General features: G+C 63.1%; 22 protein-coding genes and 1 pseudogene. 10 read left to right on the plus strand and 13 right to left on the minus strand.

Going from position 1 to position 24,093, the window contains the following annotated elements; all coding sequences use genetic code 11:
• Positions 1–25: 25 nt before the first annotated feature.
• The gene (locus BN1188_RS16920; RefSeq protein WP_040264128.1) at positions 26–955 is read left to right on the plus strand and encodes a LysR family transcriptional regulator; all 930 of its coding nucleotides are present in this window, start codon (positions 26–28) and stop codon (positions 953–955) included.
• 19 nt (positions 956–974) lie between these two features.
• Here BN1188_RS16920 and BN1188_RS16925 read toward each other — a convergent pair whose 3' ends face one another.
• Positions 975–1,373, minus strand: coding sequence for a YkgJ family cysteine cluster protein (locus BN1188_RS16925; protein ID WP_052469328.1), 399 nt, complete (start codon positions 1,371–1,373; stop codon positions 975–977).
• 256 nt (positions 1,374–1,629) lie between these two features.
• Here BN1188_RS16925 and BN1188_RS16930 point away from each other — a divergent pair, with 256 nt between their 5' ends.
• The 4 genes from BN1188_RS16930 to BN1188_RS16945 all read left to right on the plus strand — a co-directional run bounded on the left by BN1188_RS16930 (position 1,630) and on the right by BN1188_RS16945 (position 5,245).
• A complete protein-coding gene (locus BN1188_RS16930) occupies positions 1,630–2,340 on the plus strand; it encodes an rRNA pseudouridine synthase (protein ID WP_040262537.1) in 711 nt (236 codons plus the stop codon).
• A gap of 107 nt (positions 2,341–2,447) precedes the next feature.
• Complete coding sequence (locus BN1188_RS16935) at positions 2,448–3,056, plus strand: TetR/AcrR family transcriptional regulator (RefSeq protein ID WP_040262538.1); 609 nt, start codon at positions 2,448–2,450, stop codon at positions 3,054–3,056.
• A 249-nt stretch (positions 3,057–3,305) separates the two neighbouring features.
• Positions 3,306–3,992 (plus strand): type 1 glutamine amidotransferase domain-containing protein, encoded by a 687-nt coding sequence (locus BN1188_RS16940; protein WP_040262539.1) that lies wholly within the window; start codon positions 3,306–3,308, stop codon positions 3,990–3,992.
• A gap of 95 nt (positions 3,993–4,087) precedes the next feature.
• Positions 4,088–5,245 (plus strand): alkene reductase, encoded by a 1,158-nt coding sequence (locus BN1188_RS16945; RefSeq protein WP_040262540.1) that lies wholly within the window; start codon positions 4,088–4,090, stop codon positions 5,243–5,245.
• A gap of 171 nt (positions 5,246–5,416) precedes the next feature.
• Here the strand turns inward: BN1188_RS16945 and BN1188_RS16950 are convergent, their stop codons facing one another.
• The 4 genes from BN1188_RS16950 to BN1188_RS16960 form a co-directional block, all read right to left on the minus strand.
• Complete coding sequence (locus BN1188_RS16950; protein ID WP_040262541.1) at positions 5,417–6,604, minus strand: MFS transporter; 1,188 nt, start codon at positions 6,602–6,604, stop codon at positions 5,417–5,419.
• 308 nt (positions 6,605–6,912) lie between these two features.
• On the minus strand, positions 6,913–7,824 hold the full coding sequence (locus tag BN1188_RS16955; RefSeq protein WP_040262542.1) for a bestrophin family protein: 912 nt from the start codon (positions 7,822–7,824) through the stop codon (positions 6,913–6,915).
• 100 nt (positions 7,825–7,924) lie between these two features.
• The gene (locus BN1188_RS21760) at positions 7,925–8,098 is read right to left on the minus strand and encodes a hypothetical protein (protein ID WP_187375335.1); all 174 of its coding nucleotides are present in this window, start codon (positions 8,096–8,098) and stop codon (positions 7,925–7,927) included.
• 40 nt (positions 8,099–8,138) lie between these two features.
• Positions 8,139–8,360 carry a YgdI/YgdR family lipoprotein gene (locus BN1188_RS16960; protein WP_040262543.1) on the minus strand — a complete coding sequence of 74 codons (222 nt, stop codon included), beginning with the start codon at positions 8,358–8,360 and terminating at the stop codon, positions 8,139–8,141.
• Positions 8,361–8,594: 234 nt separating this feature from the next.
• On the opposite strand from BN1188_RS16960, the gene BN1188_RS22345 reads away from it, so the two are divergent.
• The 3 genes from BN1188_RS22345 (at position 8,595) to copC (ending at position 10,451) form a co-directional block, all read left to right on the plus strand.
• Positions 8,595–9,398: an RHS repeat-associated core domain-containing protein gene (locus BN1188_RS22345; protein ID WP_052469329.1), complete on the plus strand. Its 804-nt coding sequence runs from the start codon at positions 8,595–8,597 to the stop codon at positions 9,396–9,398.
• A gap of 93 nt (positions 9,399–9,491) precedes the next feature.
• Complete coding sequence (locus BN1188_RS16970; protein WP_052469330.1) at positions 9,492–10,073, plus strand: histidine phosphatase family protein; 582 nt, start codon at positions 9,492–9,494, stop codon at positions 10,071–10,073.
• Between the two features lie 18 nt (positions 10,074–10,091).
• Entirely contained in the window at positions 10,092–10,451 is a 360-nt protein-coding gene (copC, locus tag BN1188_RS16975; RefSeq protein ID WP_040262544.1) for a copper homeostasis periplasmic binding protein CopC, read from the plus strand.
• Positions 10,452–10,907: 456 nt separating this feature from the next.
• On the opposite strand, the gene BN1188_RS16980 is transcribed toward copC, so the two are convergent.
• The 8 genes from BN1188_RS16980 to BN1188_RS17015 form a co-directional block, all read right to left on the minus strand.
• Complete coding sequence (locus BN1188_RS16980) at positions 10,908–11,372, minus strand: copper chaperone PCu(A)C (protein WP_040262545.1); 465 nt, start codon at positions 11,370–11,372, stop codon at positions 10,908–10,910.
• Positions 11,372–11,974: an SCO family protein gene (locus tag BN1188_RS16985; protein WP_040262546.1), complete on the minus strand. Its 603-nt coding sequence runs from the start codon at positions 11,972–11,974 to the stop codon at positions 11,372–11,374. The genes BN1188_RS16980 and BN1188_RS16985 overlap by 1 nt, the downstream gene beginning before the upstream one ends.
• A 70-nt stretch (positions 11,975–12,044) precedes the next feature.
• Positions 12,045–14,168 carry a TonB-dependent copper receptor gene (locus BN1188_RS16990; RefSeq protein ID WP_040262547.1) on the minus strand — a complete coding sequence of 708 codons (2,124 nt, stop codon included), beginning with the start codon at positions 14,166–14,168 and terminating at the stop codon, positions 12,045–12,047.
• Between the two features lie 131 nt (positions 14,169–14,299).
• Complete coding sequence (locus BN1188_RS16995) at positions 14,300–14,761, minus strand: hypothetical protein (protein WP_052469331.1); 462 nt, start codon at positions 14,759–14,761, stop codon at positions 14,300–14,302.
• Positions 14,762–14,871: 110 nt separating this feature from the next.
• On the minus strand, positions 14,872–18,636 hold the full coding sequence (locus BN1188_RS17000; RefSeq protein WP_040262548.1) for an autotransporter domain-containing protein: 3,765 nt from the start codon (positions 18,634–18,636) through the stop codon (positions 14,872–14,874).
• Positions 18,637–18,901: 265 nt separating this feature from the next.
• On the minus strand, positions 18,902–19,963 hold the full coding sequence (locus BN1188_RS17005; protein WP_040264137.1) for a DUF1615 domain-containing protein: 1,062 nt from the start codon (positions 19,961–19,963) through the stop codon (positions 18,902–18,904).
• Between the two features lie 118 nt (positions 19,964–20,081).
• Entirely contained in the window at positions 20,082–20,762 is a 681-nt protein-coding gene (locus tag BN1188_RS17010) for a GNAT family N-acetyltransferase (protein ID WP_040262549.1), read from the minus strand.
• Between the two features lie 72 nt (positions 20,763–20,834).
• The gene (locus BN1188_RS17015) at positions 20,835–22,004 is read right to left on the minus strand and encodes an MFS transporter (RefSeq protein WP_040262550.1); all 1,170 of its coding nucleotides are present in this window, start codon (positions 22,002–22,004) and stop codon (positions 20,835–20,837) included.
• 95 nt (positions 22,005–22,099) lie between these two features.
• Here BN1188_RS17015 and BN1188_RS17020 point away from each other — a divergent pair.
• Positions 22,100–22,992, plus strand: a pseudogene (locus BN1188_RS17020) (LysR family transcriptional regulator).
• 103 nt (positions 22,993–23,095) lie between these two features.
• Positions 23,096–24,076 carry an AraC family transcriptional regulator gene (locus BN1188_RS17025; protein WP_040262551.1) on the plus strand — a complete coding sequence of 327 codons (981 nt, stop codon included), beginning with the start codon at positions 23,096–23,098 and terminating at the stop codon, positions 24,074–24,076.
• Positions 24,077–24,093 lie beyond the last annotated feature (17 nt).

The following is a 24,093-nucleotide window of genomic DNA, read 5'->3' on the forward strand; positions in this document are numbered from 1 at the left end:
CGAAAACCATCATTGCAGATTTGAAATGAGCAGACTGCCGGATTTTGAAGGCTTGGCCATGTTCGCCAAGGTGGCTGAAGAAGGGTCATTCGCGGCCGCGGCGCGCTTGATGGGCGTATCGGTACCGACCGTTTCCAGGGCAGTGGCGCGGCTTGAAGAACGCTTGGGTGGGCGTTTGTTCAATCGCACATCGCGGCAGCTGGCCTTGACCGAGTTCGGTGCCAGCCTCGCGGCTCGCGCGGCAGATATCTACCGTCAGGCTGAAGAGGCCGAAAGCGAGGCGCAGGACCTTGGCGTGCAACCCCGTGGTCTGGTGCGCCTGGCTGTGCCCATGTCCTTTGGCTTGCGTTGGGTGGCGCCGTTGCTGCCTGAATTGATGCGTCAATATCCGAACCTTTGCGTAGACCTGCACCTTAGCGATGCTACCGCCGACTTGGTCGCGGACGGCTTCGACGCCGCGCTGCGCATCGCTGCCTTGCCGGATTCCTCGCTGGTCGCCCGGCATTTGTGCGCGGTAAGCCAAAACCTGGTGGCAGCTCCCGGGTACCTGGACGTCCATGGCCGGCCCAGGCATCCGCGCGAACTGGCCGCCCACGCCTGTCTGAGCTATGCCTACCGTGCCCGTAGCCAGGTCTGGCGCTTCACTCATCGAGACGGCAGCGAAGAGGACGTCATTCCCAAGGGGCCTCTGCGCGTAACCAATTCCGATGCTCTGCTACCGCCCTTGCTCGAGGGCCTGGCCATCGCCGAGCTGCCGGAATTCATCTGCAGCGAATACCTGGCCGATGGGCGCCTGGAGCAGGTGCTGCCGGACTGGCACATGACCCAGGGCGGCCTGTATTTCGTCACGCCTTCGGCCAGGAGTCGACCACGTAAGGTGCAGATACTGTCGGATTTCTTCGCTCAGCATCTGGGGCAGCCGACCTGGCGCTGGCATCCTGGAGCGGAGCGCTGAGTGAACGAGTCACTGGTGTTTATCCAGCCAGGCCAGCAGGGATGGGAAGCAACGACTCGCCAGGATTTGCCAAGGCAAAGCCCAGGGCGGGCAACGGCGGCAGGCCAAAGGCCGCCCGGGCGCTGTTGCACTGCTCGTTGATCGTCCCGTCCGGCCACACTTGATCGAATTCCCGGCAGGTGGAGGAGCGCTGCTCGTAGATCGAACAGGCCACGGCTTGGCCCACTTCGCCCATGAGGGCCGTGCAGCGACAACGAGCACCCTCGGTGCCCAGCATGGCCACGCGGCTGGGGCTGATCTGTACCGTGAGGTCATCAGGTACGCTGCCTCCTGCCGAAGCGCATTCGCCCCAGTAGAAGGACACACGGAAATGGGAACAGCAGGCACCACAAGAGAGACAGAAATTGGTATCTGACATGGCTGGCGAAACGCAGGCTGGTTACCGGCACGGCGGCATGGGTTGATGCACATGGCCCCGGCACCGGTGTCGCCTCGCTTGCGTAGGCTCACCTGCTTCGTGCCAGGGGATGGGCGCTGGCTAATCTGCGCTCTTGGCCGGTTTTTGGAAAGAGCCATCATGAACTATTTTTTCGGCCTGCCGCCCGTAGCCATACGGTGTTACCTCCATTGCCCGCAGGCCGGTACAATGGCGTTTTCATGCCGAGCTCTCCTTGATGACTGAAGCAAAACGCCTGTCCCGCTGCCTGATCGAGGCCATCGGCTGTTCCCGACGCGAAGCGGAGTTGTACATCGAAGGCGGCTGGGTCACTGTCGATGGTGAAGTAGTGGACCTGCCGCAGTTTCCGGTACAGAACCGGCAGGTGCAGTTATTGCCTGGCGCCAAGGCCGAACCGCCCGAGCCGGTGACCCTGATGCTCAATCAGGCGCCGGGCCTTGACGAAACGGCCGCCCTGGCTTCAATCACCCCGCAAAGCCAGGCGGCCGCCTTCGACATCGGCAAGCGAGTGCTCAAGGGACATTTTCGTCAGCTGCGCTGCCTGGCGCCCTTGCAGCCCGGCGCCACCGGGCTACAGGTGTTCACCCAGGACTGGCGCACCGCCCGCAAGCTCACCGCCGAGTTCGGCAAGCTCGAACAGGAATACCTGGTGGAAGTGCAGGGGACCCTGCAGGCCGACGGCCTCGAGCGGCTCAAGCGCGGCGTTGCCGCCAAAGGGCAGGCGCTCCCTCCGGTCAAGGCCAGCTGGCAGAACGAAACCCACCTGCGCATCGCCCTGAAAGCCCCGACCCCGGGCGTGGTGGCGCAGTTATGCACGGCGGTCGGGTTGACGGTCGTCAGCCTGAGGCGGTTGCGCCTGGGTGGCGTGTCCATGGGCAAGCTGCCGCTTGGGCAGTGGCGGTACCTTGGGCCGCAGGAGCGATTTTGATTCAGAATGCTCGACTCTACCGGGAGCCGTGCTTGCACCGGTCAGAAGACGGCGGTTCCCGAGGGCTCAAGTAGACCGGCCGCCTAGCCAGGTATAAGATCAGGCGCATGAGCACTCACAAGACACGCGAATCCTCCGACACCCGCCAGGAAATACTGGAGGTAGGCCAGCGGATCATGGCCGCCAAGGGCTATTCCGCGGTGGGCCTGAAAGAAATCCTGGCGGCCGCGGACGTGCCCAAGGGCTCGTTCTATCACTACTTCGAATCCAAGGATGCCTTTGGCGAAGCCTTGCTGGAGGATTACTTCCAGGATTACCTCGAAGAACTGGACCAGATCCTCGCTCAGCCAGGGTTGAGCATGGCCCAGCGCTTGATGAACTACTGGAAGGCCTGGCAGCAGAATCAGTCCTTCCTGGAATGCCAGGGCAAGTGCCTGGCAGTCAAGTTGGGGGTCGAAGTGGCCGACCTCTCTGAACCCATGCGGGCCGTTCTCCAGCGGGGTACCTCAGGTATCACCGATCGACTTGCCCTGGCGATCGAAGCCGGCATCGCCGAAGGCTCCCTGACTATCGATGGCGACCCCTATGCAGTCGCGCAAAGCCTGTATCAGCTCTGGGTTGGCGCGAGCGTGATGGTGAAGATCGCTCGCAACATGAAGCCCTTCGAAACCGCCCTGGCTGCCACACAGCAGATAATTCATTTCAGCCAGGACTAGCGCTCAAGCGTGGTCCATCGGTTGCTCATGGCAGAAGTAAAAATTCCTAGACGACCGGTCTAATTGAGCGTAGGGTAGCCTTGGTTGAAACAGCAAGAGCTGGTACAGGAGCGGTGGCCTGCTCGATGCCGCTGTAATTGGGCGAGATTCGTCACGGTTGCAGGCTCAAGCTGCGAATCGATATTAGACGACCGGTCTATTCAATTAATGGTTTCCCCCTTATCGCCTATGCAGCCAAGGAGTTACAGAATGAAAATTCTTATGGTATTGACCTCCCATGACACCCTCGGCAATACGGGGCGCAAGACCGGCTTCTGGCTCGAAGAGCTGGCGGCGCCTTACTATGCCTTCCTCGAGGCTGGAGCCGAGCTTGTCCTGGCGTCCCCGAAAGGCGGCCAGCCGCCACTGGACCCGAAAAGCAACGAGCCCTCCTTCCAGACGGACCTTACTCGCCGCTTCGAAACCGACCCTGTCGCGACCACGCGGCTCGCTGACACCGTGCGACTGGACAGCGTTTCGGCGGCCGATTTCGACGCTGTCTTCTACCCCGGTGGCCACGGCCCGCTCTGGGATCTGGCCGAAGACACGACCTCCATCGAGCTGATCGAAGCCTTCCATGCGGCGGGCAAGCCTACTGCCCTGGTCTGCCATGCTCCGGGTGTGTTGCGTCACGTCAAAAGGCCCGACGGCGAGTCTCTGGTGCAGGGCAGGCGGGTGACGGGTTTCGCCAACAGCGAGGAAGCCGCGGTGGGCCTGACCGATGTAGTGCCTTTCCTGGTCGAGGATATGCTCCAGGCCAAGGGTGGCCTGTACTCCAAGGGAGATGACTGGGCTTCCTATGTAGTGAGCGATGGCCTGTTGATCACCGGGCAGAACCCCGGCTCGTCGAGCGAAGCCGCGCGGGTGCTGATCCACCAGCTCACCGCCCGCGTCTAAGCAGCCCCAAAAGAGAGCGCCCCAGCGACTCCCCATTACTCAGTGGCCGGGCCTCTGCCTGGTCGCTGGCCAATTCCGTCATACAGGACACTCCCATGCAACACCCCGTACTGTTCCAACCCCTGACCCTGGGGCCCATCACGCTGAAAAACCGCATCGTCATGCCGCCGCTTACCCGCCAGCGCAGCGGCCAGCCGGGCGACGTACCGACCGCGCTCATGGCCCGTTATTACCAACAGCGCGCCAGCGCCGGCCTGATCATCAGCGAAGGCACCCAGATCGAGCCCCGTGGCAAGGGCTATGCCTGGACTCCGGGCATCTACAGCCAGGCTCAGATCGAAGGATGGCGTGGCGTAACCGAGGCGGTGCACGCTGAAGGCGGGCTGATTTTTGCCCAGTTGTGGCACGTGGGTCGGGTATCCCACCAGGCGCTGCAGCCCGGGAACGCCGCTCCGGTAGCGCCTTCTGCCCTCCAGGCGAAGAACGTCAAGGCGTTCATCGAAACCGGCGTGGGTACCGGTGAACTGGTGCAGCCTTCGATTCCGCGAGCGCTTAGCATTCCCGAGATCAAGGCCTTGGTGGAACTCTATGCCCAGGCGGCACGCAACGCGCTGGCGGCCGGCTTCGACGGCGTGGAGATTCATTCAGCCAACGGCTACCTGATCAACCAGTTCATTTCCAGCCACGCCAACCAACGCACCGATGAGTATGGCGGCTCCCTGGAAAACCGTCTGCGCTTCCTGCGCGAAGTAGTGCAAGCGGTCGCTGCCGTGGTGGGGCCGCAACGCCTGGGCGTGCGCTTCGCTCCGTTGTTCACCAGCACCGCTGAGGATCGTGTCTATATCGGGTTCGTCGAAGACGATCCGCGCGAGACGTACTTGACCGCCATCCGTGAGCTCGAGGCCCAGCAGGTGGGTTATCTGTCCATCGCTGAGGCTGACTGGGCCAATGCGCCGGAACTGCCGGAAGCGTTTCGGCGCGAGGTCAGGGCGGCATTCACTGGCCGTATCCTCTATGCCGGCCTGTATACCGCCGAGCGCGCCGAGCGCATGCTGGAAACCGGGCTGGCGGATATGATCGCATTCGGCCGGCCGTTCATCGCCAACCCGGACCTGCCCGCGCGCATCGCCAATGGTTGGCCGCTCAATCCCCTGCAACAGGTCGGCCTCTATGGCGGCGACGAGCAAGGCTTCATCGATTACCCTCGCTATCGGCCTGCTCACATCGAAGCCGAGCAAGCGGTGCCGTCGTAAGTCACATCCTATGCTTGTGGGACGCAGCGGTAGCGGCCGAATGATCGCGATGGTTCGGCAGCGATTCCCCAGCTGGCGCTGGGTCCCACAGCGACTTTATCTTGGCGTACAAGCCCCCATCGATGGCCAGGGGTTGCTTCAGGATGAGCAGCGCGCCGCTTGCAGCCAGGCTCAGGCAGGGCTGGCAGCCAGCCTTGCCCCTACCGAGTACGCCAGCCCGCCCGCGAAGATAAACCCGGCCAACATCACGAACATCCACCCCGGCGCAAGGCTGGCCAGCACCCAGCCACACAGGACAGGCCCCAGGGCCGCGCCGAGGTTGGCCAGGTTTTGGGCACCGTAGTACATCCCACGCAGGTGGGGCGGTGCGATGCGATCGATGAACATGTACTCGGCCGGGAAGACGATGATTTCGCCAAGGGTGAATACCGCCATGGCCAGCCCCCATTGCCAGACCTGTTCGGCCAGGGCAAAGCCAAGGATGCCGATGAGAAAAAGCGCCAACCCCGCCGTGAGCCATGCTTGCAGCCGCTGGGGGTCGATACGCCGCCCCACCCCATATTGAAGCGTGACCACCACCACCGCATTCACCGCCACCAGAGTACTGATGATGGGATAGGCCGCCGTGGCGCTCCCTGTGCTGACCAGGTATTGCGACAGCCAGGCGGTGAATTGGCCGAATACGACGGCGCTGAGCAAACCTCCCAAGGTGAAGCAGACCAGCCGGCGATCTGCCAGCAGCACTCGACCCACCGCCAGGAAAGAGGGCGAGGCGAGATCGGCAGCCGGGCCTGTATGGCGCTCGCCCCAGCGGGCATAGGCAAGCAGGAAACCCAAGCCGAGCAGCGCCGACACCACGAATGGCAGCTTCAGGTGCCCTCGCGCCAGCCAGGCGCCAAGAAACGGCCCGATGGCGTAGCCCATGTTGATCAAGGTGTAGCGCACCGAAAAAACCTTCGGCTGCTCGGCCGATGGCAACAGCCGGCCAAACGACGCCTTGACCACTACGTCCATCACTGAATAAGCAAAGTTGAACGCAACCAGGAACACGAAGAACCAGCGTACATCCGACGTCAGCAGCATCCCGACGAAACCCAGGATGAAGCAGACCGCGTAGCTCAGGATGAGGCTGTAGTTAGAGCAGCGATCGGTCAGGTAACCGCCATACAAGCTCAGCAGCGAGCCGCCGACCAGTGCGCCGCCCACCATGGCACCAATGGCGGCGATGCCGAGTCCGAAGCTTGAAGACAGGTACACCACCAGGAACGGCAGGCTGATCGCTCGCGCCAAGGTGAGTACGAACGAACTGGTAAGCAGGAGATTGACGGGGCGGGAGTAACGTCCGAAAACTGTGATCATCCGTGGTCGTGCTCAGCAGAATGGCAGGCGAGCTCAGGCTCTGTACGAAAAGTGGCTGCGCTAGGCCAGGCTGCGTTGAAACCAGGCTCGCCCAGCCTACTCACCCACTTTTCATACGGAGCCTAACATCGAAGGGGCCCGCTACGCTGCTATCAGCGTTCGAGCTGAGCTCAGCCCGGCGCCCGGGTGCTCGGCTCGGGTTGGCTGATCCCGGACTGGCCGCTACCACCGACTGAGTTCGATCTGTTCTGGGCCCTGGACTGTTGTCTGGGGTTCATAGGCCTCCTAGAAACAGCCAATCCCGATGCCTAGAGCAAGACGCCGTCCACCGGCTCCAGAGGCGCAGGCGCCGGTTCATCGAGCAGCTCCAGCACGGCGATTTCCAGGTTGCGGCACATGGCGTTCAGGGGAAGGTCATTGGGAAGAGTGTCGAAAGGATCGGAAATCTGATCGCCCAGTGCATCCAGGCCGAAGAAGGTGTAGCTGAGGATGCACACCGCCAGGGGAGTGAACCAGCCAATGCTGTCCACCAGGCAGAACGGCAGCAGGAAACAGTACACGTAGACAGTGCGGTGCAGCAGCAGGATATAGGGGTAGGGTATGGGAGTGCCCTTGATGCGCTCACAACCGCCAAGTACGTAGGATAGCCGCGACAGTTGCTGGTCCATGTTCAGCTGCGCCAGCTCGCCGGCCTCTGCTTGCCGGGCGGCGTCCAGGTAATCCCGACCCAGGCGGCCCAACTGGGCGCTGGCCGGGTTGCGCTTGTTCCTGACCACGGACCCGACGCCGAACCGGTCGAGCGAGGCGGCCTCCGGTTCTTCACCCCTGAGCTGGGATTTGAGCAGATAGGCGAAACCGACCAGGCTCAGCGCCAAGGCCCGTCGGGAGGTTGCGCTCGCTTTCGGAAGCAGGGCGAGGGTCTGGCGGGTCAGGTTGCGAGCGACGATCAGCAATTCGCCCCATAGGGTACGGGCTTCCCAGTAACGCTGGTAGGCCACGGTATTGCGAAAACCAAGGAAGATCGCCAGTGTTAGCCCCCACAATGTAAAAGGTGTGGCGGTGAGTACGAACTTGAAGTTGAACAAGGTGCCATGAAGCGAAGCCACCGCAGCGCTCACGACCACGGTAAATAGCACCTTGCGCCAGACCGCCGGGATGATCGAACCCTTGAGCGAGAACATCAGAGTGGCAGCAGGTGGGTTCTGTGGACGGGTGATCATGGCAGGCTCCGGCGGGCGAATGTCAAGTGAACGAAGGTGGCCAGCCTGGGGCTCAGTCCAGCGCGGTAGGGTCTTGTTCGTCGAAAGTGCCAATGCGAAGTTAGCGAGGCCCATGCTCGGACTCGAACCGTACGACCGCGCCCTTGCCACCGGTCAAGGTCTCTACGTGCTCCAGTAGCGCTGCCAGGTTCGCAGCAGTAAGTAACGGCTTGTAGCCATGCGCCTTGAGCAGAGCCCATTCGCCATTCAAAGAGGCTATTCGGAACACATCCATTGGCGGTCTTTCCACGTCCAGTACGGCAGGCAAGCTCGGGTCAGTCTTCTTCCTTCACGGTGGCTACGTCTTCCGGCCGCACCTTTACATGTCGCCCCGAGAGGTCTTCGAATTCGTAGAAACCGTCTTGGGTTCTGGTTTTCGGATAGTCCTTGGTAATGTATTCGGTGCCATCCTGGAGGGTGACCACAGTGGCGGTGGAGCAGCCAAAGAGCAATGCACACACGCCTAACGCGCCTAAGCCCAACGATTGAAGTTTCATATGAACCTCTTTTCCGACCAGTCAAAACGCATGGCCCTAGCAGGTAGACCGGGGCGGTACGACCTTGGATTCAAGGAACCGGCTACGGTTCGGCGCAGCACCGGCCCGCGGCCCGGCTCTGCTGCGGCAGCCGCGATCAGAACCTGACAGCCATATCAGTTACGTCATGGCGTGGAGCACGTTTCAATGGGCACTCCAATGCATCGTGGAGAGCATCAAATGTCTGGAGTTGGGTTGAAAACGGTCCCGCTCGCTGTGGATAGCGCGGGTTCGGTGCTGCGACGAGCCTCTGGCCCCCACACCTACAGTGCTTTCGGCTTTCTGCCAGGAGCCTGCGCGGAAACAGCCTATACCGGGCAGTGGCGTGAGCGGGGGCTCTATCTGTTGGGCAATGGCTACCGCGCCTACCTGCCGCTGGTAGGGCGCTTCGCCTCGTCGGACGTCCATAGCCCATTCGGTCGAGGCGGGCTGAACGCCTATGCGTATTGCGGCGCGGAACCGATCAATAGGCGAGATGCTTCTGGTGACAGTTGGACCCGGCTTCCTGGCAAGTTCCTGCTCAAGCTTAAATCGACCCGGCAGGTCTACAGTGCTGTCGAGCTGAAATATGGCAACAGCGGAAGGGTTCTGCGCTTTGCTACCCATCAGGTCGAAGACGCCACACAGATGTACAAGCTGCTCGGTACCCAGCTCTCGGCCACCCAGGATAGCTTTGGTGTGATGGTGCGCAATGCTCAGCGTGTGAAAGCGGCGCAGAAGGGTTTCGAGTCGATACCAGGCTACGCTCCCTTGCGAGATACGGGCTTGTTTGAACGAGCGATCGAGAAACACCACAGGACCCTCTGGGCAAGCGAGGCCATCAAGCCTGTCGGCCTTGATGACCTTAAGCCCTTGCCGGTAGGGCGGTTGGACCTGAACGACGCTGACGTCAGGCACACGGTGTTGAGCTACCTCTACTACCAGGAGCTCGCTGATCCGCGGGTAGTCGCTCGCCGAGGCCGAATCGACCCCTGGAGCCAGCCCCGGAACAAGGTATGAGTATTCGCATCTCGCGAAGTCGTGGACCTGGAACACGGTCTCCGAGGATGCGATCCTGTCCGCTACCTACCGTTCAAGCAGGCAGATCCGTGCATGACAGTCTTTCATCTGACCCTGGTCAGCCACGGTCTGACCGGCCCCCAGCGCGCCGGGCGCTTCCATCTGGAGGAGGATGGCCTGCTCGCCCCGGCCCAGGTACGGCCGGTGGCCGATCTGACCCAATCATGCCTTAGCGCGCCCGAGCGAAGAGCGCTGCAAACGACAGAAAGGCTGGGGTTGCTGGGCGAGGTGGACAATGCCTTGAGAGATTGTGACCTGGGCCAGTGGGCGGGGAAGTCGCTCAAGACGTTGCAGCGAGAATCGCCCGCCGAGCTCGCGGCCTGGCTTAGCGACGCTCAGGCCGCTCCCCATGGCGGCGAATCGATTGCACGGTTGTGCCAGCGCATGGGGGATTGGCTGGACGGTTTCGACCGGCCCGGGCATTGGGTGGCGGTCACTCATCCGATGGTGATCCGCGCTGCGATGCTGCATGTGCTCGGCGCGCCGCCAAGGGCATTCCACTCGATCGATGTGCAGCCTTTGGCGCGAATCCGGTTGAGTCATTATGGCCGCTGGCGGCTCCAACTGACGGAACCGTATCCAGGCCAACCCCCGTTGCCTGGTCTTTCATCCTGACCCCTGAGGTATTTCTCGATGCTCAAAAGCCTCGTTGGCGTGGCTGCCGTGGCGCTGGCCCTTGCTAGCCAAACCGCCCTGGCACACGCGCACTTGACCGGGCAAACTCCGGCCGCGGACAGCACCGCCCAGACGCCGGCCGTCTTGCGCCTGAAGTTTTCGGAAGGGGTGGAGCCCGCCTTCACCACCGTTACCCTGAGCCTTGAGGGCGAACCGGTAACGGTGAAGACCCTCGCCACCGCGCCGGGTGACAATACGGAACTAGTGGTGACGCCGGACAAACCCCTGGCACCGGGACGCTATCAGGTAAAGTGGCGGGCGGTCTCAGTAGATACCCACCATAGCGAAGGCCAGTATGGGTTTACCGTAGCGCCCTGAGGCTTCGCCTACAGGGCGAGCCTGCTTTGTCCCGGTATGCTGAAGGCGCCCATGAACCGGGACACTGTGGGACCCAGCGCCAGCTGGGGAACCGCTGTCGAACAATTGCGCTGATTCGACAACTGCCGCTGCTTCCACGAGGTTCGCTAGCTATCGCTAGCTCCCACTGGCAGGAGGCTACCCACCTGGCGAGTGGCGGGCGGTCTCAGTAGATACCCACCATAGCGGCCAGTATGGGTTTACCGTAGCGCCCTGAGGCTTCGCCTCCAGGGCGAGCCTGCTTTGTCCCGGTATGCTAAAGGCGCCCATGAACCGGGACACTGTGGGACCCAGCGCCAGCTGGGGAACCGCTGTCGAACAATTGCGCTGATTCGACAACTGCCGCTGCTTCCACGAGGTTCGCTAGCTATCGCTAGCTCCCACTGGCAGGAGGCTACCCACCTGGCGGTTAGCCGCTCAATGCATCGAATGCATGCCGCCACTTGCGTCCAGGGGCCTTACCGGGGCCTGGACAGTGAGCGTTTGCCGTACGCCCTTGTCGTCTTCCACCGTAAGGGTCAGGGGCACGCTGCCGCCGACCTTCACCGCGCCGGTCAGGCCCATGAGCATGATGTGGTAACCCTCAGGCGTGAAGGCCACCGGCTGATGGGCGGGAAGCGCCACGGAAGGTACCCGTTGCATGCGCATCACATCCCCTTCCATATGCATTTCATGGATTTGTGCCTCCCGAGCGATAGGCGACTGTACGTCCAGCAAGCGGGAGGGGGTATCGGCGGTCAGGGTGAGGAAGGCACCGCTGGCCGGTTGGCCAGATACCGCCGCGCGTACCCAGGCATCGCTGACCTGGGTCTGAGCGAAGGCGGGGGTTGCCGACAACAGGGCAATCAAGGCGAGCAGGCGGGCAGGTTTGAACAGGGTCATCAGCACAACTCCATCAAAGTAAGCAGGTCTTCAGCGCATTCCTGTGCGTTAAGGGAGGCCGGCAGGCCAAGGCGCAGGTTGCCGCGAGAGTCATACACGTAGCAGGTGGCGGTATGGGAAATGGTGTAGCTGTCGCCTACCGGTACCTTCTCGTAGAACACCTTGAATTCCTTGGCCGTGGCGGCGATCTGCTCCGGTGTACCGGTGAGCGCTTCGAAGCTGGGGTCGAAGGCTTTCACGTAGTGGTCGAGCACCTCGGGCGTATCCCGCTCCGGATCCAGGGTGATGAACACCACTTGCAGGCGCGGACCATCACGACCCATGAGGCGCCTGGCCTGGGCCGCCCGGGCCAGGGTGGTGGGGCAAACCGCTGGGCATTGGGTAAAGCCGAAGAACACCATGGGCATCTGGCCCCAGTAACTGGAGATGGACTTGGGGTTGCCCTGGGGGTCCTGCAGCTTGAAGGTGCGGCCCATCACTTCATTGCTCAGGTTCTTGCCATACTTGAAATTCAAGCTATTGCCCGCGTCGCACCCCGCCAGGGCGCCTAGGGTCAGTACACCACTGCCGGTAAGCAGTTGGCGTCGTGTCAGAAATGTCATTGTCTAGGGCGTCCGTCCGCCAATGAAGCGCGGGCTCCGGCCTTCAGCCGGCCCGCGCGTGAGTAAATGGTTAGAAACTGAAGTCGAGCTTGCTCCACAGCGTTCGGCCAGGCTCATTGATGGCCTTGTCGCCGGGGTAGCCGAAGCCGGCGTCGCCGGCCAGGTTCAAGTGCTCGGTGTAAGTCTTGCCGAAGAGGTTGTCCACCCCGGCGCTGACTTTCCAGTGGCTGTTGAACCGGTAGGTCCCTTTGAAGGAGAACACGCCGAACCCCGTCGAGCTGCCAAAGTCCTGGCCCACCACATTACCACTCCCTACGGCCACGCGGTGCTGCGCGCTGACCAGGCGCCAGAGCGCGCCCGCGCTCCATCGATCATGGCTGTAGGTCAGGCCCAAGCGTGCCTCCAGCGGTGGAATCTGCGGCAGGGCGCGATGGTCGGTGCTGTTCTCGCCCCAGGCGTAGGCCAGGCTGGCCGTGCCTTTCCAATGATCGTCCAGCTGATAGCCGCCCCCCAGCTCCCCACCCAGAATGCGCGCCTGTACATTGCGGACCTGGCTGGTACTCATACCCATGGCGGTGCTGTAGTCGAAGAGCATGTAATCCTGCACCACCCCGGCATAGGCAGAAACCCAGGCCTCCAGAGCATCGCCATGGTATTGCGCACCTATGTCCAGCTGCGTGGTCTTCTCCGGTTTGAGCCCTTCGAAGGCATTGGTCGAGCCCGTCGGCCCACGGGTGGCCGAGTACAGCTCCCAGTAGTCGGCAAAGCGCTGCACGTGACCCAGTCCGGCGTAAAGGGTAGTAGGGGAATTGGCCAGGTCATACTCATAACGGGCGAAGCCGCTGGGCAGGGTGTCGCTACGCCGTTCGCCATCGGTAGGGTTCGCCATGCTCATGCCCATTCTCTTCACCGAGCTGCGATAGTCCGTGGCGTCGGCACGATCGAGCCGCAGGCCGCCGATCACTCGCCCCTGCTCGCTGGCGTACCAGGTCAACTCGCCGAAGACGCCGTAGTCGTGCATGGTAGCGTCCCGCTCCCAGGCGAACGCGTCGGTGTCAGTGTATTGCCCAGTCATCATGTTGTAAGTGGAGCTTCGCTTGCGGTGCTCGCTGCGCATGGCATCGACGCCGGTCTCCAGCTGGAAGTCGGACCACGCCAGCGTAGCCGCCAGGCGGCCGCCCATCGTGCGACGGTCCACCTCGGAGGCCATGGGCATGGGCATCATGCTGCTGGGTGAAGGCGTACGCAGGCGGAAGTTGTCCATCACATGATCGGCATAGTTGTAGTACAGACGGGCGTCGACCTTCTCCAGCACCTGGCCCAGGTGCCGCTTCTCGAAGCGCAGGCCAAGGCTTTCACGCTGGAACCGGGTACCGTCCATGCCGCGCCCGGCATAGCGAGCCAGGCCGTCGCCCTTGCCAGCGGTGAATTCGAGCAGGGTATCGGCGTCGGGGGTCCAGCCCGCGGCCATTTCACCATTCCATTTGGCCCAGCGCGACGGCACGGTGGTGCCGCTGCCATCAAGATAGTCATCGGCCTGGGCCTTGTTGCCCACGAAGCGCAGGTAGCCCTCAGGTCCGCCCAGCGCCCCGTCGAGCACGCGGTCGAGTCGGCCGTTGGAGCCTATCAACACGCTGCCATCGAGTCGGCTCCCCAGGGCAGCGAATTGCTCCGGCTCACGCTCGAACAGCACGGTTCCCGCCGACGCGCCAGGGCCCCAGAGCACGGTTTGCGGGCCTTTGATCACCGTCAGCCGGTCGAAGGTTTCCGGCGCGATGTAGGAGCTGGGCGCATCCATCCGCGCAGGGCAGGCCCCGAGCATGAGGCCGCCATCGGTGCGAATATTGAGGCGGGAGCCGAACATGCCTCGCAATACCGGGTCGCCATTGGTGCCGCCATTGCGGATGGCCGCGAAGCCCGGGATGGTCTTGAGATAATCCGTGCCGTCGCTGGCCGGCACCGGCTGGCGAGGCTCCTTGGGCTGGGTGACCACGGTCAGCGGGGAGCGCTGCTGCACCGCAGTCACCACGGTGGTATCGAGCAGTACGGCTTTCTCTTTTCTACCTTCGGCGGTCTCAACGACTTGCCCCTGCGCCAGGGCAGGAAGGGCGGCAACCGCGCCCAGGGTAAGCACTACAGCCCGGTGCAGGCGCCTTGCCTGCGGGAATAGGGGGGTAACACGTAAAGCGGTCATAAGCTTCAGCTCAGCAGTGGCCTGCTCTGCCGCGAATGGGCGGCAAGCCGATCAAATCGTGCGCGTCTTCTGACCTCGCGGTCAGCGATGCCAGGCGAACGGAGCGCGGTTCGGGGAACGACTGAGGACGATCAAGGCGCCTGTGGATTGAGCGCAGGGAAGAACGAGCGGGGCGGCTGGCGCCAGGCCTGGCGAGTAGCCGGTGGACGCGGACGACGGTCTCGCGCCAGCCAGCCGAGCACGGTGAACAGCAATAGCGCCAGTGGCAGGGAGCCGGCGAAGAAACATTCGCTGAACAGACCATGCAGGGTGCCCATCGAGGCGGGCGGCGAGCCCGCCGGGCCGGGCAGGTCGGCCATGGCTGCGTTGTCGACCATGGCGTGCATTTCGCTATGCGTGGCGCCCTTCACGGTGTCATGCAGGGCGGCCATTTCCATGTGCAGGCCAGCGCCGTGATGAGTTGCCGGCTCTACTTGACCATACAGACTTGCAAGCATCTGGCCATGGCCCAGGGCACACACCCAGCCGTTGACCAGCACCAGCAGGCATAGCCAGCGGGCGGTCTGGGCGAGGGATGAGCGGGCAACAATCATGGCCGGGGAATCTACCACCCCTTGTTGACGTTGCCTATGCCGATTCGGTCCGATAATGTTTCGGCGCCTGCGGCGCTATGCCGCAGGCTTGAAAGCCGACACTTGGGCCGTCAGAAGGGCATCGCTACCTTGACGGTCGCGGCCGAATCTTCGTAATCGCTGCGCCGCTGGGTACTGTAGTTGACCGACAGCTCGGCGCCGCTCGCTGTCAAGGGAGTCACCCAAGCGAGCCCCACCCGAGTTACCCATGGGCTGGCGTCGCTACCGTGCGTCTCGAAGGGCTGGCCCGGGGCGCCAGCGAAGCGGGCAGTCACCGTGCCCGGATCGTTGATCAGGTCGTAGCCTAGGCCCAGGTCAATCTGCAATCTGCCGCCTTGCTCAGCGAAGTGATGTTCCAGGCGCCCGTCCAGCCCGATGATGAGCTGGTCCGTTTCACGCGCGTCCACACTCAGCAACAAGGGCGACACGGCACTCCCGCCGCGCTCGCGGTAGGCCTCGTCACGTAGATGGCTGTAGTCCAGCCGCAGCGAAGGCACCACTCGCGTGCCGCTTCCCAGGGCGTAGGCGTGGCCCAGGCTGGCGCCGAAGGTGGCCGCCAGGCTGGCGTATTCGGCCCGGGCCTTGCCGCTGGCCCCGGCCAGGCTGATGCTGCGTTGGCCTGTAGCGCTGCCACGGCCCGCGCCCGCATACAACAACAGTTCGGTAGCCGGTGCCAGAGTATGTGCACTGTAGCCTGTGAACTGCCACAGGTCTACGCGACTGCCCCGGCTGCCGCCCCAGGCGTTGTCCTGGGTGTCACCGGCCGCGTAGGCAAACGCCAAACCTACGCGTTGAGTAGCAGAGGCTCGGGTATCCAGGCCTAGCACCTGACAGCTGCCGCCGCTGCGGCCAGAAGCGCTGCTTGCCTGGCTGCGGAAGGGTTTGGCCCAAAGGCTTGCGGTGGGTGCGAGAGTCAGGCGCTCTGGGCTGGCCGGTACCAGGCGGTCCTGCAACGCTTGGCTGATCTCGCCCAGCGCGGCCTGGCTGGCCCGCAGGCTGGCATTACCCAGCGGAAGTGTCTGGAGTGTTGCGCTGGCCACTTCGCTGCTACTGGTGGCGGATACGAAATAAGGCGCCAGGGCGCTGGTGCTGCCTTGGCCCAAGGCGCTGTCAAGCGCCTGGGCAGCGCCCGCGGCCTGGGTCAGGCCTGTGCTGGCTACCGCGGCACTTATGCCGTTGGCCGATTTGGGCGCGAGGGCGAGGTCCACGGTATTGCCATCCTTCACCGCAGCGAAGTCGAACAACGCCGAGTTGGTGCTTACCCGGAAGGTTCCGTCCGAGCGCAGGGTGCCAGCGCTGAGCACGTCCGCCAGTTGCTGGACCTTGAAGGGTTGGCTGGCGTTGGCCACGTCCACGTCGATCCGGGCATCGCTGGGCAAGGTGGCGGTGCCGCTTACCACCAGCTTGCCGTAGTGAGTCTGGTCCAATACTTCCGTGCGCAGGATGGACCCGCCGCGTTGAGTGTAGTCCCCGGTCAGGGTGGCCGGGCTGGCCCCGCGGGCACTGGGGGACGCCAGGTTCAAAGTGCCGCGGTTCACGAAGGTGTCCAGCGTCCAGCTGTCCTGGGCCTGCAAGGTATAGGTGGCATTGCTATAGAGCGTGGCGGTTGTAGCGGGCGCGTATACGGCTCCGGCGAAGCGGGCGGTGTCGTTGCCTGCCAGATACAAGTCAGACAGACGGCTTTCCGGGGCTACGTACAGCGCGTAGCGGCTACCGGCGATAAGGCCAGCATTTACCAGCCCACCATTGATGCTGCTGTTTCCTTCGATGCGCAGTCCCTGCGCCTGGCCGTTGAGCGCGCCTGTATTTACGATGGTGTTCAGCTGGCTATCACGAATGACCAGGGCGCTTTCCCCGGAAATAGTGCCGCGGTTGCTCAGGCGCGCGCTCAAGGTGGAATCGCGAATATCCAAGGAGGTACTGGTGCCTGCGCCGAAAATCTCACCGGCATTGGTGAATTCGCCGATCAGCGTGCTGCCGCTGACAGACAGGCCGCTGTAGTCGTATGGACCGTTGTACTGACTGCCGATCACGCCGTAATTGCTGGTACGGCCTTCGATGGTGCTGCGGTAGATGCCCGTGGGTGAGAGATTGCTCAGGATGCTGCCCTGGTTGATGAAGCTGCCTCTGACCCTGCTACCACTGATGGCCATGCCAGAGCCACCCATGATCTGACCTCGGTTGACCAGGTCGCCGCCCAGGGTGCTTTCGAATACGGTCAATGAGTCCACGCCTCCTTGCACGCTGCCTTCATTGACCAGCCGGCCGTCGATCTGCGAGCTCACTACGGCAAGCCCCCTGTCCTGGCCTTGCACGGTGCCTTGGTTGAGGACGCTGCCATGGATATGGCTCTGGGCCAGGTAAAGTCCGTTTTCGCCGCGGATGCTTGCGGTGTTGAGCCAATCCTTGCCGATCTGGCTCTGGGTGATGAACATGGCGTCCCGGTCCGCTTCCAGGCGGCCCGTGTTGATGAAGCTGCCTTCGATGGACACCTTGTTGAGATTGAGGTTGTCGCCTTCGTTATCGTTGAACTCACCCGTGGTGACAGAGCCGTGGTTCAGCAGATCGCCGCCAATACGGAAACCATCCAGCACCAGCCCGTTGCTGCCTTCGATGACGCCGGCATTGACGAAATCACCTTCCACGCCGCCACCCTGAGCTAGCAATGCCCGGCCGCCGTGGCGCCCGGCATAGAGAGTCCCTGTATTGACGAAACTGCCGCCGATGGTGGACCCGCTCAGAATAATCGCGGCGTAGCCAGTGTTGTTGGTCTTGATAGTGCCGCTGTTGAGGAAATTCCCGGTGATCCGGTTGCCAGTGAAGTCCAGCGCCCCGGTGTAGCTGTCGATGGTGCCGCTGTTTTCGAAGCTGGCCATAGTGTTGTTGCGGATGATGGTATTGGAGCCGCCGGACAGGGTTCCGGCGTTCACCATGCCGCCGCGCAGATCACTGTTGGCCATGGCCAGCCCAGTGATACCGGCGCTGATGTTGCCTTGGTTGATCCAGCGTCCTTCCAGGGTGAGCCGGTTCATGCTGCTGCCATCGTCCAACGCATGGATGGAACCGTAGTTGATGAAATCCCCTTTGATCGTTAGCTGATCGATCATCAGCGGGCTTGTAGCCCCGCCAATGTTGCCAGAGTTGATAAAACTACCGCCAAGGGTGCTGTTGCGCAGGCTGACCTGGGTCGAACCACTGAAGATCTCACCGCTGTTGCGCAGGTCACCGGTGATGACGCTGTCGTGGATTTGCAACCCATACTGACCGTAGGCATTATCGCGTTCAGCCGCCAGGGTGCCGCTGTTGCGGACGGAGCCTTGGACTGTGCTATTGACTATGCTCAGCGCAGCGGCTTGGGTGGTGCTGACCTGCCCGGCATTGATGATGTCTCCGGTCAGCGTGCTGCCAGAAAGGCCGATGCCGTCGCCGCGGCTCTCGATCACACCAGTGGCCGTGTTTTGCAGCTTCCCGGTGAACAGGGTCTCGACCACCTGGATGCCGCGTTCGCCCTTGAGAGTCCCGTTATTGATGACGCGGTTTGTGCCGACGGCGGCATGCTGGATAGTCACGGCCGCGCCTTCCTGCACCTCGATGGCGCCGCTCTGGGTAAGGGTCACCGACTGATTCCGGCCCAAGGTACAGCCCTGGCTGATGGGGCCGCTGATGGTGGTGCGCGAGCCACTGCAGCTACCGCCGGCTTCCGCCTGTTGAGCGGCCATCAGGCCGATCGCCGCGACCACGGCCAGGCCCAGGCGCGAGGGACGGAACCTGGGGCTTGCACTGGAAAAGGGGAGGGTGGTCGACTGCCGAGGCTGACCAGGGTTGCGGCTATCCATGGGGCTACCCTGCATGCTGAGGTGGAAGCCTCAGGTATAGGCAGGGTTGCCGATTGTGTCAAAAAGCTCAGGAATGATGGCGTGTTGCTTCCCAGCCGTTTTCCTTCAGAGAACGGATGATAGCAAGGGTTCTACGCGAAAACGTTGACGACCCCACGAAAACGTCAGCAAAAGCCTGTTTTCACGCGAAACCGTTGACCAAATAGCCCTTTCAATCAAAACCGCTGACAACGCGCCGAGTAGGGCATTCGGGCCGCGGGCTGCGTCACTCTCGCCCGACGCACCTCGCTCTGCGCTCATCCACGCGCTTGGCGAACCAGGCGGTGGTGAGATGGCGGGTAATCTTCGGGCTTTCCAGGGTGATGCCCGGCAAGATGGCGCGGGGTACCGGACGGCCGGTGACCTGATCGGCGAGGTCGAATACCCGGCGATACAGATAGGTTTGCTCGAAGTCCGGCTTGTCACCCTTCTCCAAGCTGCGCCGGATCTCGCTGTCGCTCAGGTTCAGGCGCGTGCCAAGGGAGCGTACGGCCAGTTCAGTCTGGCCAGGGGTGGCGCTGCTGAAGTTGATCAGGTCTCCGTCCAGTGCCAGGCGCGCCTTGACCAGGCGATTCAGGGCCGCCTGGAAAGCGGCGTTACGGCTGGCATAGTGGCCAGCGTTGAAATCGGCGAAGCGATACAGGGGCTCGGTGTAGGGCGCTGGATACCCGAGCAGGTGCGCGGTGCCGTAGTACACGCCGCCACGACGGGTGAATACCTGCTGGCGCAGCGAGCCCTTGTAAGGGTAGGGGTAGCCCCGTGCGTTGGCTTCGGCGAAGGCTACCGCCACCTGCATCGGGCCGGCGGTCTTGACCGGATTGAAGTTGCCGAACAATTGTTGTCCCAGGGGCACCATGCCAATGAAATCATCGAATGTCTCGCTCAGCTCCCGCTCGGATCGGGCGCTGGCGATGCGCTGGGCATAGGTGCGCCCGGTAGGGGACTTGATGCCCAGGGCAGCATCGACCAGGAAACCCGGAACATGGGCGCTGCCGGCGCGTCGGTCGATTTCCTGGCGAGCGATGCGGCCTAGGCCGGGCACCTGAGGGTCCACCTGGAAATTGGACTCTTGCTCGATCACTGCAATCACTGAGCAAAGGTTGTCGGCAGTTGGTGTCAATGCCTGGGTATCGAAGGCTGCCTGGATATCCTGCGCCCAGCCCTGGCGGTCACTGGCCGAGGGTGGCAGGAGCTTGACGATCGCGCTGCGCACCTGTTCCGGCGTGGGCCCCTGGGTTTGAGGCTGGTGGCTGCAGGCGGCCAGCGCCAGCAGCCCAAGGGCCAGCATACTGTTGTTGAAGCTCTTCAATCAGGCACCTCCTTTAGCGGCAGCATACAGAGCGTAGGCGTCGGTTTACCAGTGGCTTGCTGGGCATGGGTAAGACAGCGCCGGAGGCCTGCCGGGCCTACCCCTGCCGCAACCTGAGCAGTTGCGAAGCCTGCCAGGTCAGTTGGTCCAGCCGGTAATCCCGTTGTTTCTCTGCCTGGACCATGGCCTTGCGGCCATGCTGCTTGAGCAGGTAGGCGTGGATCTGCCGTACCTCCACGGTCGCGAACAAGGGAGCGAGGTCCAGCCGCTGCACCGTACCGGGAACCCGGTCGTGCCGGGTGCCGATCATTAGCTGGGGCCCGCTGGCGCCGAGCGCATGCCAGCCTTGGGCGGCGAACCAGTCAAAGCTGGCAACAGCACAGGCAGCCTCGGCGTGAGGATAGCGAGCGGTCAGTTCTTCCAACAGGGCTGCGCCCAGGCCTTGGCGACGATGGCCAGGGCTGACCGCCAAGTACAACAGCGTGCAGGCCTGGGGCGCGCCCTGGGCGGGCAAGTAAAGTGCGAAGCCCAACATCCGCTCCGGGGTCTGCTCATCCATGGCGACCATCAGTTCCACGGCCTGGTCACCGGCACCAGCCATGCCCTGTAGATAATGATGGATTTCCAGGCCGAACACGTACTGGTACAGCGGGTATAGAGGGTTGCTGGGTGCCAGGGCGACACTGCTCAGGGTGGTGAGGTTGTCCATCGCCAGCCGTTGCACCTGGCTGGCAAGAGCGTCGGAAGGGGAACGAAGGTGCAGGCTGAGCTTGAACATGGCCACGCTGGAGCAGAAAGAGGGGGCGCATCATACCCCGCGGCGGTGGCCCGGTTCACCTCTGGCCTGCCATCAGGCCGCGCGTATCTTCGTACCGTTGCGGGCCGACCGGATGAACCCCAGCACCATCAGCAGACCCAGCGCTGCCATCAGCGCGCCGGCCAGGGAAATGGCAGGGTAGCCCAGGTTGGCAGAGATCACCGCGCCGCCCAGGGCAGCGCCTATGGCATTACCCAGGTTGAAGGCCCCTATGTTCACCGCCGAAGCCAGGTTCGGAGCCTCCTTGGCAGCCTCCATCACACGCATTTGCAGCGGAGGAACCAGAGCGAAGCTGGCGATGCCCCAGAGCAGGATGGACGGGGCAGCCAGCACCGGCCAACGCATGGTCACGGTGAATACCAGCAGCACGGCGATCAACGAGGCCAAGGACACCACAAGGGTGCGGTCGATGGAGCGGTCCGCCGCTTTGCCACCCCAGAGATTGCCCAGGGTCAGGCCTATGCCGAAGAGCACCAGCATCGCGGTGATGAAAGCTGTGGAGGCATGGGCCTGGCTATGCAGAATGGGCGCGATATAGGTGAAGACGGTGAACATGGCCGCGGACCCTACTACGGTCAGCGCCAATGCCGCCAGGACCGGGCCGCGACCGAGCACTCGGATCTCGGCCAGCACCCCCTCGTTTTCGGGCAAAGGCACATCAGGCAAGGCGAACCATAGGGCGACCATCGCCAGGATGCCCAGGCCCGCGATGCCCCAGAATGCCATTCGCCAGCCCAGCATCTCACCGAACCAGGTCGCCAGCGGCACGCCGCCGATGGTTGCGACCGTCAACCCCATGAACATGGCCGCCACGGCGCCGGCGCGTTTGTCCGGCGGCACCAGGCTGGCCGCGACTATGGACCCGACGCCAAAGAACGCGCCGTGGTTGAGCGAGGTCACGATCCGGGCGATCAGCAAGCTTTCATAACTGGTTGCCAGAGCGGACAGCAGGTTGCCCAGCGAGAAGATGGCCATCAGGCCGATCAACAGGTGGCGGCGCTGGACCCTGGCCGTAGCCAGGGTCATCAGCGGGGCGCCTATGAGCACACCAAGGGCATAGGCGCTGACCAGCAAGCCCGCCGCGGGAATGGAGACGCCCAGGTCCGCTGCGATGCTGGGGAGCATACCCATTGGGGCGAATTCGGTAACCCCAATGCCGAAGGCCCCGATCGAAAGTGCGGCAAGGGGTGGGTTGATACGCATGGAAAATCTCCTCATCTGTGCTGCGAATGCTACGATCCCGGGTTTGAATGCGGTAGCCCGTGTAAGTGGCAATCACCTTTGCGCTGGAGGCACAGATGGACCTTGGCGGTAGATCCGGGGAGATGGAAGTGTTCGTCAAGGTCATCGAAGCTGGAAGCCTCTCGGCCGCCGCCCGCGCATTGGGCTTACCCCCTCTGCGGTCAGCCGGGTGATCGCCCGCATCGAACAACGCTTCGGTACTCGCTTGCTGCTGCGCACCACCCGCGCCATCGCCCTGACGTCCGAGGGCCAGGCCTATCTGCGTGGCGCGCGTCGAATCCTGGCGGACATGACCGAAGTCGAGCAGGGCATCGCTGACCGTGGTGTGCCGCGGGGGCGGCTACGCGTCAGCGCCGCGCTGGGCCATGGCCGCCTGACCGTGCTGCCATTGGTGGTAGCCTTCAGTGAGCGCTACCCGCAGGTGCTGGTGGACCTTTCCCTGGGCGACGAGGTCGTGGACATCCTTGGCGGCCAGGCAGACGTGGCCCTGCGCTTCGGTCCGTTGGCCGACAGCCCCCTGAGCGCGCGCCACATCGGCGACACCGGCCAGGTGGTGGTCGCCTCGCCCCGATACCTGGCCCGCCACGGTACACCGCGCCAACCCGAGGACCTGGCCAGGCACAACTGCCTGCGTTTCAACTTCCGCCGGGCCGCCCCGGACTGGCCGTTTCGTCGTGACGGTGAAGTGTTTTCCTTGAAAGTGAAGGGCAGCATCGAATGCAGCAGCGGCGAGGCGCTGGCTCAACTCGCTCTGCTCGGGGCCGGCATTGCCCGCATCGGAGCCTTCACGGTCAACGAGGCCATTGCCCAAGGTGAGCTCGTGCCCTTGCTGGAAGCGTACAACCCCGGCGATCGCGAGCCTATTCATGCGGTCTTCGCAGGGGGCGCGGCCATGCCGGCCCGAGTGAGGGTATTCGTGGACTTTCTGGTTGAACACCACCGACTGTAGGCTCGGTCTGCGACAGGTGTCACCGGCCTGTCACCTCGCGGTGTTAGCGTGCCCGGCAATCGCCGAGTCCCCCAGCGTACTTCTTTCCAAGGACGACCCAGCCATGCCACCGCGCGCGTCGCGCATGCCCATCATCATTCGTTCCGACAACATGGGGTCCGATGACTTCGGTGAGCTGTTCACCCAGGCGTTCGGCAGCCTTTACTCTCATTTCCCCAAAACCGATACCCCGGTTCGCATCGCAGGAGTCTATGGCCGCCATCAGGGTGTGAGCTTCAGGCGCATGACCTATGCCGGCAACCTGCGCTTCCTCAGTCCGGGGATGGATGACGAAATCAGCTTCGTGCTACCCACCGCCGGGCGCGTGTCCTTCGATCTGGATAGCCCGGCGGTGGGCACGCCACGCCTGGGCTTGGCGGTGGAGAAGGCTCACGTACGCTCCATCAGCCTGGTGGATCAGCATAGCCATTATGGCGCGTCGATCCGCCGAAGCCTGTTTGCCGAACGCCTGGCCTTGCTGCTGGGAAGGCCAGCGATGCGTCCTATCCGCTTTCAAACCCAGGTGGACCTGAGCGGCAGCGTTTTCGACGGTCTCAAGGCCCTGATCGGCTTTGCCACCAGCGCCGAAGCAGACACCCTGATCAACGCCAGCGCCCTGATGCCCGAGCGCTTGCAAGACATGCTGGTGGATGCGGTGCTCGACCTATGGCCCCACAGCTATACCCAGGCGCTGCGGCAACCCGGCCCCGGGCTGGCTCCGCGGCACGTCAGGCAAGCAATGGACTATCTACAGGCCCATCCAGAGACGTTCGTCAGCGGAGCCGAATTGGCCGCTGTCAGCCGTGTAAGCCTGCGGGCTTTGCAAGAGGGCTTCCGACGCTTTGCAGGGACTTCCATTTCCGCCTATCAGCGACAGGTGCGGCTCGAGCGCGCCTACCAGGCGTTGCGCCAGGGCAGCGCGGCCTCGGTGAGCGAAGTGGCCCTCAGGTTCGGCTTTACCAACCCGGGCCGCTTCAGCCAGTACTTCCAGAACGCCTACGGTGTCAGGCCCCAGGACGTCTACAAGGGGCTGGGGCGGCCTTGAGAGTACGACCCGGGCCG

The sequence above is a fragment of the Pseudomonas massiliensis genome, from assembly GCF_000826105.1.
Taxonomy (GTDB): domain Bacteria; phylum Pseudomonadota; class Gammaproteobacteria; order Pseudomonadales; family Pseudomonadaceae; genus Aquipseudomonas; species Aquipseudomonas massiliensis.